Below are 12,175 nucleotides of genomic sequence, written 5' to 3'. Positions count from 1 at the left end.
CCCGCACAGGTGCGCGAACGGGCCCCGCTTCAGCGGCAGCTTGAAACGGCGGTGGCGCGGATGCCTCGACGGCGGGACAGCGCGAGCCTCCGGGTCACTCGACGTCCGGGGGCGGCTGGCGGCGCGATACGGCGCGGCTTTTCAGCCAGTCGCGTCCGCCCCGCTCGAGGGCGCGCTTGATAACATCCGGCGGCAGGCTGTAGACCGTCGCCCAGGTGGCGCGGCCGTCCACGGCGTTCGACGGGAAGCTGCTCGTTTCGATCGGCCAGTTGTATTTGCGCTTGAGCGCGCGGACGATGGCGGCCAGGGTGACGCGCCCGCGCAGCGGTTCGGCGCCGGTCTGGTCTTCGTTCGACAGCAGCACGGCCAGCACGGCGCCGCGCGCCGTCGTCGGACCGGGATAAATGGGAGATTTGCTCGGCATGCGGCATTCTAGCCGCGTTTACCGGTGGAGATTGCACGGGTGCACGAGGCTTGCGCCCTGTTTACCCGCCGCATTGCGGGCGAGGCCACCTGCGCCGGCCGCGCCTCCGCAGGCCACCGCTCCTTCGCCAAAGCGCCGGGCCGACCGCTTCCGTGAGCGCGTTGCGCAATCCGTCACGCGCCCGTCCGCAGCCTCAGCCTGCCGCCCGCGCCCGTTCCAGCATCGCATGCAGCAGCACGTTGCAGCCCGCTTCCAGGTGATCCGGACGCGCATCCTCGATCTCGTTATGGCTGATCCCATCCTTGCAGGGCACGAAGATCATACCCGATGGTGCCACGCGCGCCGTGTAGATGGCGTCGTGGCCGGCGCCGGAGACAACGTCCATCGTCGAGTAGCCCAGCTTGTCGGTGGCGGCGCGCACGGCGTTCACGCAGTCCGGATGGAAGGGGCATGGCGGGTAGTAGGAAACCCGCTCGATGTCGATGCCCAGCTTCGACTGCGCCCGCGTTTGCGCGATGAAGGCGAGCATCTCCTCGTGCATCGTGTTCAGCAGCTCGTCGTTCACGTTGCGCAGGTCGATGCTGAACTTGACCTGGCCGGGAATGACGTTGCGGCTGTTCGGGAATACCTGCACCATGCCGACCGTCCCGCGGCCGTAGGGCGGGTAGCGGTTGGCGATCGCCACCACCTCCTGCATGATGGTGGCGGCGACCTGCAAGGCGTCGCGGCGCAGGCCCATCGGGGTCGGGCCGGCATGCGCTTCCATGCCGGTCACCACGCAGTCGTACCAGGACAGGCCCATCACGGCCGGCACGACGCCGATCACCTTGTCGGCATCTTCCAGTACCGGGCCCTGCTCGATGTGGGCTTCGAAATAGGCGCCGATCGGATGCTGGCCGGGTTCCTCGTCGCCCAGGTAGCCGATGCGCTCCAGTTCCTCGCGCACGCTCTTGCCCTCGACATCCCTGGCGGCATAGGCCGTCTCCAGGCTGAAGGCGCCGCAGAACACGCCGGAACCCATCATCACCGGGACGAAGCGCGAACCTTCCTCGTTGGTCCAGAACGCGACCTCGATCGGCGCCTCGGTCCCGATGCCATGGTCGTTGAGGGTACGCACCACTTCCAGGCCGGCGAGCACGCCATAGTTGCCGTCGAACTTGCCGCCGGTCGGCTGGGTGTCGACGTGGCTGCCGGTGACGATCGGGGCCAAAGCGTTGTTGCGGCCGGGGCGGCGCATGAAGACATTGCCGATCCTGTCGACCGTGACCGACATGCCGGCTTCGCGGGCCCAGCGCACGACCAGGTCGCGGCCCTGGCGGTCGAGGTCGGTGAGGGCGAGGCGCTTGACGCCGCCCTTCTCGGTGGCGCCGATCTGCGCCAGTTCCATCAGGGATTGCCACAGGCGTTGGCCGTTGATGCGCAGGGTGCTGGACATGGTGATGTTCCGTTCGTGGTGGTGGCGGGGCGATGCGTGATTGCGGCTATCGGTTGCGGTCGGGGGTGCATGCGCGGGTTGAACGCGTGGGCGGCAGTGAGGCAGCGTCATCGCGGCCTGTGTTGGTGTAGCCGCTCACCCCAGGTCCGTGCCAGCAGCGCCGACGGGGTTCATGCCTGCGTCGTGCCGAAAGCGGGACGGTCGATGTGGCGGCCGGCGCCCTCCTCGGCGCGCAGGTCGCCGCGCTCGAACACGAGCTTGCCGGCGGCGATCGTGTGGGTGGGAATGCCGCGTACCGTGCGTCCCTCGAACACGTTGAAGCCGCCTTTCGCGAACTGGGTCTTGCTGGAAATGGTACGCGAGCCGTTCGGGTCCCAGACCACGATGTCGGCGTCCGCGCCGACGTCGATCACGCCCTTCCTCGGGTACATGTTGAAGATCTGGGCAGCGTTGGTGGACGTCACGCGCACGAATTCGGACGGCGTCAGGGTGCCGCTGTTGACGCCTGCGTCCCACACGATGGCCATGCGTTCTTCGACGCCGCCGCAGCCATTCGGGATGCGGGTGAAATCGTCCTTGCCGGCCGCCTTCTGCTCGGCGCAGAAGGTGCAGTGGTCGGTAGCGGTCGTGTGCAGGTTGCCGCCGCGCAGACCCTGCCACAAGGAGGCCTGGTGGTGAGCGCTGCGAAACGGCGGACTCATCACGTGGCCACGGGCGAAATCCTCGTCTTCGCTGGCATACACGCTGTCGTCGATGACGAGGTGGCCGGCGAGTGCCTCGCCGTAGACGCGTTGCCCCTTCGCACGCGCGCGGGTGATAGCCTCGAGCGATTCGGCGCAGGACACGTGGACGATGTAGACGGGCGTGCCGAGCACGTTCGCAATTGCAATGGCGCGGTTGGCCGCTTCCGCCTCCACTTCCGGGGGGCGCGACAGCGGATGCGCGCGTGCGCCGGTGATGCCCCTGGCCAGCAGCTCGCGCTGCAACTGGTAGACCAGCTCGCCGTTCTCGGCGTGGACGGTCGGGATCGCACCAAGTTCAAGCGCGCGCCGGAAACTCTTCACCAGGGTTTCATCGTCGGCCATGATGGCGTTTTTATAGGCCATGAAGTGCTTGAAGCTGTTGACGCCGTGCTCGCGCACGAGCGTGCCCATCTCGGCGTGCACCGACTCGTCCCACCAGGTGACGGCGACGTGGAAGGTGTAATCGCCGGCCGCCTTGCGCGCCCAGCCTCGCCAGGTGTGGTAAGCCTCCAGCAGCGACTGCTTCGGGTCGGGGATGACGAAATCCATGATGGTCGTGGTGCCGCCTGCCAGGCCCGCCGCGGTGCCGGTGAAGAAGTCGTCCGCGGTGACCGTGCCCATGAAGGGCAGCTGCATGTGGGTATGGGTGTCGATCCCGCCCGGCATCACGTACTGCCCGCCGGCGTCGACGACGGTGGCGTCGGCCGGCGCGTCCAGGTTCTCGCCGACGGCGACGATCCTGTCGTTTGAACAGAGCACGTCGCCGCGGAAGGCGCGGTCGGCGTTCACGATGGTGCCGCCACGGATGATCGTCGTCATGGAATCCCTTTCAGCTTTTATATGTTGGATACTTGTTGGCCGAACCGTTCACCGTGCCCAGCGCCGGCACTGTGCGGCCCTTCATCATCAACCCATAGACCAGGGCGGCAATCACGACGCCGACGAACCAGGCATAGGTATAGATGGCCTTGAAGGCCGGCCCGACATCCGGGAACGAGGCCGGCAGCGCGGCATGCAGGAAACCGGGGATGTTCGGCAGCACGCCGGCGGCAAATGCCACCAGGGCGGCGATGTTCCAGCCGCCGCGATAGGTGTAGACGCCGTCGTCGCGGTAGAGCTGCCCGACATCGAGGTTCGTCTTGCGGATGATGTAGTAGTCGATGATCATGATGCCGGCGATGGGCCCGAGCAGCGCCGAATAGCCGGTCAGCCAGATGAAGATGTAGTTCTCTGTGCTCTCGAGTATCTTCCACGGCATCATCGCCAGGGCAATGCCGGCGGTGATGTAGCCGCCGACACGGTAGGAAATGCGCCGCGGAGACAGGGCCGAGAAATCGTAGGCGGGGCCCACCAGGTTGGCGGCCAGGTTCACGCTGGCCGTGTCGATCAGGAGGATGAGAAGCGCCACCAGCACCGCCACGCCCGTCATGCGGCTGGCGACGTCGACCGGGTCCCACAGCGCCTTGCCGTACAGGACGACCGTGGCCGAGGTGACGGTGACGGCCAGCGCCGCGAGCAGCGCCATCGGCAGCGGCAGGCCGAGCGTCTGGCCGACGACCTGGTCGCGCTGGGTCTTGGCGAAACGGGTGAAGTCGGGAATGTTCAGCGCCAGCGTGGCCCAGTAGCCGATCATGGCGGTGAGCGAAGGCCAGAACACGGACCAGAACAGGCCCGCTTTCGGTCCGCCCGCGGCAAACTGGGAAGGCTGGTCGAGCAGCGGACCGAAGCCGCCGACCTTGTCGTAGACCCACCAGAGCAGCAGGAAGCAGATCGCGATTTTCAAGGGCGCGGTATAGGTCTCCAGCTTGCGGATCGACTCCATGCCGTGCACGATGAAATACATCTGGATCGCCCAGAAGGCGAGGAAGCAGGCCAGCTGGCCGGCGTTGATGCCCAGGCCCGGCAGTTTGTCGCCCTCGAGCGGGGCGCCCAGCAGCACGCCCAGCAGCGTGTAGATCATGCTGCCGCCGAACCAGGTCTGGATGCCGTACCAGCCGCAGGCGACGACGGCGCGCATCAGGGCAGGCAGGCGGGCGCCGCGCGTGCCGAAGGAGGCGCGTGCCAGTACGGCATAGGGAATGCCGTACTTGGTGCCGGCGTGGCCGATCAGGAGCATCGGCAGCAGCACGATCACGTTCGCCAGGAACACCGTGAACACCGCCTGCCAGGCCGACATGCCGCTGTCGATCAGGCTTGCCGCCAGCATGTAGGCGGGAATGCTGATCACCATCCCGACCCAGAGCGCCCCGAAGTGGTACCAGCGCCAGGTGCGCTGGGCGACGCTTGTCGGCGCAAGGTCGGGGTTCCAGAGTTCGTTGCTGACAGCGCGGTGTTCGGTCACTTGTTCCGTCACGGTGGGCCTCTCCAGTCGGGTTGCGGTGCAACCCAGTGTAGCGCAATCGATGGGGGCGGCGCGAACGGCCGGGGCCGGCCGCGCATCGTCCGCCTGTGCGCCCGGGTCAAGCGGGGACTTCGCGCTGCGCACCTTCGACCAGCGGCGCCGGCGGCGATGGCGGCGTCGCCAGCGCGCGCGGATTGCGCGGATCCTGATTCCAGTTCATGTAGGGCTTGCCGGTTTCCTGCGGCACCATCGTGATGCAGGCTTCGACCGGACAGGTGATCTCGCACAGGTTGCAGCCCACGCATTCCTCGCGGATCACCTCGTAGCGGCGGCCGCCGTTCTCCAGCACCGCGCGCCCGATGGCCTGGTGGGACGTGTCCTCGCAAGCGACGAAGCACTTGCCGCAGCCGATGCATTTGTCCTGGTCGATGTGGGCGATGACCTGGTAGTTCATGTCCAGCGCCTTCCAGTCGGTCGTGTTCGGCACGGCCTTGCGCGAGAACGCGGCGATGTTCGGGTAGCCCTTCTCGTCCATCCAGCGCGACAGGCCATCCTTCATCTCGTCGACGATGCGGAAGCCGTGCAGCATCGCCGCCGTGCACACCTGGACGGAACCGGCGCCGAGCGCGATGAATTCGGCGGCGTCACGCCAGTTGCCGATGCCGCCAATGCCGGAAATCGGCAGGCGGGCAGTGAAAGGATCGCGCGCGATCTCGGCCACCATGTTCAGCGCGATCGGTTTCACGGCCGAGCCGCAATAGCCGCCGTGGGTACTGGCGCCGCCGACAACCGGAAAAGCAACCATGCGGTCGAGGTCGAGGTGGGTAATGGAATTGATGGTATTGATCAGCGAGACCGCATCCGCCCCGCCAGCCAGCGCCGCCCGTGCCGGTGCGCGCACGTCGGTAATGTTCGGCGTGAGTTTAACGATGACGGGCAGGCGGGAATGGGTCTTGCACCAGCGCGTGACCATTTCGACGTATTCGGGCACCTGGCCTACCGCCGCGCCCATGCCACGCTCGGGCATGCCATGCGGGCAACCGAAATTGAGCTCGATGCCGTCGGCGCCGGTCGCTTCCACCAGCGGCAGGATCGCCGCCCACGGCGCCTCTTCGCAGGGCAGCATCAAGGAGACGATCATGGCGCGGTCGGGCCATGCCTTCTTGACCGCGGCGATCTCGCGCAGGTTGATCTCGAGGCTGCGGTCGGTGATCAGCTCGATGTTGTTGAAGCCGATGACTTCGCGGTTCTTGCCGTAGTGGGCCGAGTAGCGCGAGGACACGTTCACCGCCGGCGGATCTTCGCCCAGCGTCTTCCATACCACGCCGCCCCAGCCGGCTTCGAAAGCCCGGATGACGTTGTAGGCCTTGTCGGTCGGCGGTGCCGAAGCGAGCCAGAACGGGTTCGGCGATTTGATGCCGCAAAAATCGATGCTCAGGTCGGCCATGCTGCCTCCGCGGCGAAGTCGTTATGGATGGCCAGCGCGGCCAGTTTGCCGTGCTGGACCGCCTGTACCGTCAGGTCCTGGCCCAGCGCGACGCAATCGCCGCCGGCGTAGATGCCCGGCACCCGGGTGCGGAGGGATGCATCGACGACGATGCGCTCGCCTTCACCCACTAGCCCGGCAGCGAGGTCGTCGCCCGGCGCCGGCGCCATCCCCTGGCCGATCGCCTTGAAGACGGCATCGGCGGCGATGTCGATCAGCGCGCCGGTGCGCGCCAGGCGTCCCCTCCTCCAGGCGCGTCCCTTCGAAGCGCATGCCGGCGACGCGACCGCTTTCGTCGACCAGCACCTCGAGCGGCGCGGCCCGGTGCGGATGTGGACGAAGTTCGCCTTGGCGATCTCGATTTCGTGGCCGGTCGCGCTCATCGCGTCGAGGCCGCGACGGTACACCAGCGTCACCTCTTCCGCACCCAGGCGCTTGATCTGCACCGCCATGTCGATCGCGGTATTGCCGGCGCCAATGACGACGGCGCGGCGCGGCACCGGCAGCTGCGACAGGTCCTGTGCCTGGCGCAGCGCGGCGATGTAGTCGGTGGCCGCCAGCAGGCCTGGCGCGTCCTCGCCTACGAGGCCCAGGCGGCGGCTGGCGCCCAGGCCCAGGCCAAGGAAGACAGCGTCAAATCGCGCATGCAGCTCGCGCAGTTGCAGGTTCTCGCCGAGCTTCTGGCCGTAGCGGATCTCGATGCCGCCGATCGACAGCAGGAAGTCGACTTCCTGCTGGGCGAATTCGCCAGGCAGCTTGTACTTGGCAATGCCGTATTCGTTCAGGCCACCTGCCTTCAACTGGGCCTCGAAGACGACGACGTCATGGCCCAGCATGGCCAGGCGATGGGCGCAGGCCAGGCCGACCGGGCCCGCGCCGACCACGGCGACGGTTTTGCCGGTGGAAGGTGCGCGTTCGAACGGGTGGCCGTCGAAGCGGGCATTGTCGACCGCATGGCGCTGCAGCAGGCCGATTTTCACGGGTGCGCGCTCGGCCGGATTGTTGCGCACGCAGGCGTCCTCGCAGAGGATTTCGGTCGGGCAGACGCGTGCGCAGCTGCCGCCAAAAATGTTCTGCTTGAGGATGCCGACTGCGGCGCCATTGATGTTCTGGTCGTGGATATTGCGGATGAAGCTGGCGACGTCAATGCCGGTCGGGCAGGCACGGGTGCAGGGCGCGTCGTAACAGTAGTGGCAGCGCGCCGCCTCGACGGCGGCCTGCCGTGCCGTAAGCGGCGGCGCCAGGTCGGTGAACTGCGCCGCCAGTGCGCCGTGCGAATCGGCTGCCGGCGGCAGGTGCTGGAGAGACTCGATCATGTGCATCCCTTGTTATCGTTGGATTGCTGGTGCGAGACTGCTGCTGCGGTGGTGCGGGTGGTGCCGATGACGCTGGTGGTGCTGGCGCTGGTGGTGCCTTTCGTAGGGTGGGCATTCATGCCCACGCGGTGCGGTGCATGCGTATCGAAATGCATGCCGATCGACTCGCCTCCCTGCAGTCTCCACCGGACCGGTGAGCATCGGTATGACTGCGTGGGCACAAGTGCCCACCCTACGCCCTTCGATCAAACCGTGAGACGCAAGCTTATAGCTGTTTGTCGCTTTACTTCATCTGCGGGAACGCGAACTCCACTCCGCTGCTCGCCGTATTCGGCCAGCGCTGCATCACGGCCTTGTGGCGCGTGTAGAAGCGCACGCCTTCCGGGCCATAGGCATGGTGGTCGCCGAACATGCTGCGCTTCCAGCCGCCGAAGCTGTTGAAGGCCATCGGCACCGGCAGCGGCACGTTCACGCCCACCATGCCGACCTGGATCTGGCGCACGAATTCGCGTGCCACGCCGCCATCGCGCGTGAACACGGCCACGCCGTTGCCGTATTCGTTGGCGTTGATGAGTTCCACCGCGCTGCCCACGTCCGGCAGGCGCACCACGCACAGCACCGGCCCGAAGATCTCTTCCTTGTAGATGCTCATCGAGGGCTGCACATGGTCGAACAGCGTGCCGCCGACAAAGAAACCGTTCTCGCGTCCGTCGACCCGGTAGCCGCGGCCGTCGACGACCAGCGTAGCTCCCTGCTCCACGCCTTCGCCGATCAGGCGTTCGATGCGCTGGCGCGCAGCCTGCGTCACCACGGGGCCCATCTCCATGCCCTCGCCCATGCCGTCGCCGATCTTGAGCTTGCGGGTACGTTCGGCCAACGCGGCCACCAGCTTGTCGCCGGCGTCGCCGACGGCCACCGCCACCGAGATCGCCATGCAGCGCTCGCCCGCCGAACCGTAGGCCGCACCGATCAGGGCGTCGACCGCCATGTCCATGTCCGCGTCGGGCATGACGACCATGTGGTTCTTGGCGCCGCCCAGCGCCTGCACACGCTTGCCCTTGGCGCTGCCGCGGGCATAGATGTATTCGGCGATCGGGGTGGAGCCGACGAAACTGATGGCCTGCACGGCGGGGTTGTCGAGCAGTGCGTCGACCGCCACCTTGTCGCCCTGCACCACGTTGAAGACGCCATCCGGCAAGCCCGCTTCCTTCAGCAGGCGCGCATGCAGCAGCGAAGGCGACGGGTCGCGTTCCGAGGGTTTCAGCACGAAAGTATTGCCGCAGGCGAGCGCGATCGGGAACATCCACATCGGCACCATGACAGGGAAGTTGAAGGGAGTGATGCCGGCGACGACGCCCAGCGGCTGGCGCATCGACCAGGCGTCGATGCCGCGCGCGATCTGGTCGGTAAATTCTCCCTTGAGCATTTGCGGAATGCCGCAGGCGAATTCGACCACCTCGATGCCGCGCGCGACTTCGCCTTGCGCGTCGCTGAAGGTTTTACCGTGCTCGCGCGTGATCAGGGCGGCGAAGGCGTCGGTGTGCTGCTGGCACAGCTGCAGGTACTTGAACAGGATGCGCGCGCGCGCCAGCGGCGGCGTGGCCGACCAGGCCGGAAAAGCGGCGGCGGCGGCAAAGACGGCGGCGTCGACTTCGTCCACGCTTGCCAGGGTGACGCGGGCGCAAGGTTCGCCCAGCGCCGGATTGAACACGTCGGCGTAGCGATCGCCCGCGGTGTCGACCACGTGCCCGCCAATGAAATGGCCGATGATGTCGGGTTGGTTCATGCTTGTCTCTTCAGTCCAGGTGTTTGAGTACGGTAGCCAGCTTGCCGAACAACTCGTCGATGTGCTGCTTCTCGAGGATGAGCGGCGGCGACAGCGCGATGATGTCGCCCGTGGTACGGATCAGGATACCGTCCGCGAAGGCCTTCTTCAATGCCTGGTAGGCGCGCGCGCCCGGCTTGCCCGGAATCGATTCGAGCTCGATACCGGCGACCAGGCCGATCGTGCGCAGGTCGATCACGTGCGGCAGCCCCTTCAGTGCATGCACCGCGTCTTCCCAATAGGCCTGGATGCCCTTCGCGTGCTCGAGGATGCCCTGGTCCTGGAAGACCTCGAGCGTGGCCAGGGCCGCGGCGCAGGCCACCGGGTGACCGGAATAGGTATAGCCATGAAACAGTTCGATGCCGGCCGGCGCCTCCATGAAGGCATCGTGGATGAAGCGCCTGGAAAACACCGCGCCCATCGGGATCACGCCATTGGTCAGGCCTTTTGCGGTCGTCATCATGTCCGGCTCGACGCCGAAATAGTCGGCGGCAAACGGCGTGGTGAGGCGCCCGAAACCGGTGATGACTTCGTCGAAAATGAGCAGGATGCCGTACTTGTCGCAGATATGGCGCAGTTTCTTGAGGTAGCCTTTCGGCGGCACCAGCACGCCGGTGGAGCCGGAGACCGGCTCGATGATGACGGCGGCAATCGTGGACGCATCGTGCAGGGTGACCAGGCGTTCCAGTTCGTCCGCCAGTTCGGCGCCGAAATCGGGTTCGCCGCGCGAAAACGCATTCTTCTGCAGGTTGTGGGTGTGCGGAAGGTGGTCGACACCCGGCAGCAGCGGGCCGAAATGCTTGCGGTTGGGGCCGATGCCGCCAACCGACAGGCCGCCGAAGCCGACACCATGGTAGCCCCGCTCGCGTCCGATCAGGCGCGTCCGCCCGCCCTCGCCGCGTGCCTTGTGGTAGGCCAGCGCGATCTTGAGGGCGGTGTCGACGGCTTCGGAACCGGAATTGGTATAGAACACGTGGCCGAATTTGTGCCCGGTGTAGTCCATCAAGCGTTCGGCCAAATCGAAGGCGGCCGGATGGCCCATCTGGAAAGTGGGCGCGAAGTCGAGCTTGCCGATCATCTCGCGCACGGCGCCGACGATTTTCGGCTGGGCATGCCCGCAGGGCACGCACCACAGGCCGGCGGTGCCGTCGAGGACCTGGTTGCCGTCGACGTCCTGGTAATACATGCCCTGGGCCGAAACCAGCAGGCGCGGATCGCTCTTGAAATCGCGGTTGTTCGTGAAAGGCATCCAGAAGGCGGACATCGACTGGGGTCTGGACTCGTTCATGCAGGCTCTCCCTTGTTTGCAGCCAATAAGTGACCGAATGGCAAAACGATGAGGCAATCTACTAGCAATGTGCGCGCCTGCGAAGCGGATGGCAAGCCGCGGGCAAGCTGCGCCAGACCCGGCCGGCGGATGCGTTGCAAATATGCAAAAACCCGCCGTCGTTCCGGTAATATAAACGCGCGCTGTAGCCTAGTCATATCAATTTGCATATATGTGGAGTCGGCAGCGGGCACTGGACAATGCTAAAGCACTGCACCGACAGGCAGAACGGCAAAGCCCGGGCATTTGATCTAACGCAAACTCATCCATCGCGGGTAAGACCATCGTGATGACACACTGGAGACTTTCATGTCTGAGACGCTGCCGCCGCTACTGCATTCCGAACGCCTGACGCTGCGTCCACTGGGCGCCGGCGACGCCCCGGCCCTGTTCGCGATCTTTTCCGATCCCGCCGTCGTACGCTATTGGTCGCGCGGTGCCTGGACCGACATGGCACAGGCCGAGGAGATGCTCGTTGCCGCCTCCCAGGGCTATGCCGACGGCAGCGCCCTGCGCTTCGGCATCGTGCTCACCCGTACGGACGAACTGGTCGGCACAGCCAGCCTGTTCGGCGTGAATCGCGACAACCGCCGCTGCGAAATCGGCTACGCGCTCGGCAGCAGCTTCTGGGGCCAGGGCATCGTCAGCGAAGCCCTGCCGGCGCTGGTGGAGCATGCTTTCGAAGGCTTGGGCATGAACCGCATCGAAGCCGATATCGACCCGCGCAATATCGCGTCCGGCCGTGTGCTGGAAAAGCTGGGCTTCCGCCAGGAGGGCTATATGCCGGAGCGCTGGATCGTCGCCGGCGAAACCACCGACACCGCCTTTTATGGCCTGCTCAAGCGTGGCTGGGAGGCGCACCAGCGGTCCCGTTCGTCGGGCGACGCTACCGGTTAGCCCATGAAAATTGCGCTTCGTCGCAGGACGCACCAAGCGACCCTTTCGCTGGCATACAGTGTGTTCATCCGATCCACTTTTACAGGGAGAACACAGATGAAAACCACGACTTTCCGGTCCTTTGCCGCCGAACTCGAAGACGCCGCGGAAAGCTGCATGCGCGTCGTGCGTGGCGGGCTGCGCACCTTCTCCGCCCTGCCCTGGCCAGCCCTGCTGCTGGCCGCCTTCCTGGTCGCCTGCGCCATCGCCGTGATTCCGACGGCATTGACGCTCTTCGCGATCTTCCTCGCCGTCAAGTATGCGGTGCTGGCCATCAATGGCGACAAGACGACGCCCATCGCAACGCCGACCACGCACGACACGACGCACAACGGAGACTGA

11 protein-coding genes are annotated in these 12,175 nt (G+C 66.0%); 2 read left to right on the top strand and 9 right to left on the bottom strand.

The genetic code is table 11. The annotated features are described in order from the left end of the window. Window positions 1–94 precede the first annotated feature (94 nt). From G4G28_RS05750 to G4G28_RS05710, 9 genes are all read right to left on the bottom strand, one after another. Entirely contained in the window at window positions 95–424 is a 330-nt protein-coding gene (locus tag G4G28_RS05750; protein ID WP_183108124.1) for a hypothetical protein, read from the bottom strand. Window positions 425–617: 193 nt separating this feature from the next. Next, entirely contained in the window at window positions 618–1,859 is a 1,242-nt protein-coding gene (locus tag G4G28_RS05745) for a Zn-dependent hydrolase (RefSeq protein ID WP_182991214.1), read from the bottom strand. Window positions 1,860–2,029: 170 nt separating this feature from the next. Continuing rightward, window positions 2,030–3,421, bottom strand: coding sequence for a dihydropyrimidinase (hydA, locus tag G4G28_RS05740; protein WP_182991213.1), 1,392 nt, complete (start codon window positions 3,419–3,421; stop codon window positions 2,030–2,032). A gap of 10 nt (window positions 3,422–3,431) precedes the next feature. Beyond that, the gene (locus G4G28_RS05735; RefSeq protein ID WP_374011286.1) at window positions 3,432–4,955 is read right to left on the bottom strand and encodes an NCS1 family nucleobase:cation symporter-1; all 1,524 of its coding nucleotides are present in this window, start codon (window positions 4,953–4,955) and stop codon (window positions 3,432–3,434) included. Window positions 4,956–5,061: 106 nt separating this feature from the next. Beyond that, window positions 5,062–6,390, bottom strand: a complete 1,329-nt coding sequence (preA, locus tag G4G28_RS05730; protein WP_183108123.1) for an NAD-dependent dihydropyrimidine dehydrogenase subunit PreA — start codon at window positions 6,388–6,390, stop codon at window positions 5,062–5,064. Beyond that, complete coding sequence (locus G4G28_RS05725) at window positions 6,378–7,745, bottom strand: NAD(P)-dependent oxidoreductase (protein ID WP_229507900.1); 1,368 nt, start codon at window positions 7,743–7,745, stop codon at window positions 6,378–6,380. The genes preA and G4G28_RS05725 overlap by 13 nt, the downstream gene beginning before the upstream one ends. Continuing rightward, window positions 7,742–7,900, bottom strand: a complete 159-nt coding sequence (locus G4G28_RS05720; RefSeq protein WP_182991211.1) for a hypothetical protein — start codon at window positions 7,898–7,900, stop codon at window positions 7,742–7,744. The genes G4G28_RS05725 and G4G28_RS05720 overlap by 4 nt, the downstream gene beginning before the upstream one ends. Before the next feature lie 128 nt (window positions 7,901–8,028). Further along, a complete protein-coding gene (locus G4G28_RS05715) occupies window positions 8,029–9,531 on the bottom strand; it encodes a CoA-acylating methylmalonate-semialdehyde dehydrogenase (protein WP_183108122.1) in 1,503 nt (500 codons plus the stop codon). A 10-nt stretch (window positions 9,532–9,541) separates the two neighbouring features. Next, window positions 9,542–10,858: an aspartate aminotransferase family protein gene (locus G4G28_RS05710; protein WP_182991210.1), complete on the bottom strand. Its 1,317-nt coding sequence runs from the start codon at window positions 10,856–10,858 to the stop codon at window positions 9,542–9,544. A gap of 348 nt (window positions 10,859–11,206) precedes the next feature. Between G4G28_RS05710 and G4G28_RS05705 the strand changes: the two genes are divergently transcribed. Continuing rightward, a complete protein-coding gene (locus tag G4G28_RS05705) occupies window positions 11,207–11,794 on the top strand; it encodes a GNAT family N-acetyltransferase (RefSeq protein ID WP_182991209.1) in 588 nt (195 codons plus the stop codon). Window positions 11,795–11,890: 96 nt separating this feature from the next. After that, on the top strand, window positions 11,891–12,175 hold the full coding sequence (locus tag G4G28_RS05700; RefSeq protein WP_182991208.1) for a hypothetical protein: 285 nt from the start codon (window positions 11,891–11,893) through the stop codon (window positions 12,173–12,175).

The organism is Massilia sp. Dwa41.01b, from assembly GCF_014171775.1.
In the GTDB taxonomy this organism is placed as follows: Bacteria; Pseudomonadota; Gammaproteobacteria; order Burkholderiales; family Burkholderiaceae_D; genus Telluria.
This window is presented reverse-complemented; position numbering and strand designations above follow the sequence as displayed.

Bases quoted from the DNA above. Each gene is read 5' to 3' on its own strand.
- G4G28_RS05750 (WP_183108124.1), bottom strand. From the start codon at position 424: ATGCCGAGCAAATCTCCCATTTATCCCGGTCCGACGACGGCGCGCGGC.
- G4G28_RS05745 (WP_182991214.1), bottom strand. From the start codon at position 1,859: ATGTCCAGCACCCTGCGCATCAACGGCCAACGCCTGTGGCAATCCCTG.
- hydA (WP_182991213.1), bottom strand. From the start codon at position 3,421: ATGACGACGATCATCCGTGGCGGCACCATCGTGAACGCCGACCGCGCC.
- preA (WP_183108123.1), bottom strand. From the start codon at position 6,390: ATGGCCGACCTGAGCATCGATTTTTGCGGCATCAAATCGCCGAACCCG.
- G4G28_RS05725 (WP_229507900.1), bottom strand. From the start codon at position 7,745: ATGATCGAGTCTCTCCAGCACCTGCCGCCGGCAGCCGATTCGCACGGC.
- G4G28_RS05720 (WP_182991211.1), bottom strand. From the start codon at position 7,900: ATGCATTTCGATACGCATGCACCGCACCGCGTGGGCATGAATGCCCAC.
- G4G28_RS05715 (WP_183108122.1), bottom strand. From the start codon at position 9,531: ATGAACCAACCCGACATCATCGGCCATTTCATTGGCGGGCACGTGGTC.
- G4G28_RS05710 (WP_182991210.1), bottom strand. From the start codon at position 10,858: ATGAACGAGTCCAGACCCCAGTCGATGTCCGCCTTCTGGATGCCTTTC.
- G4G28_RS05705 (WP_182991209.1), top strand. From the start codon at position 11,207: ATGTCTGAGACGCTGCCGCCGCTACTGCATTCCGAACGCCTGACGCTG.
- G4G28_RS05700 (WP_182991208.1), top strand. From the start codon at position 11,891: ATGAAAACCACGACTTTCCGGTCCTTTGCCGCCGAACTCGAAGACGCC.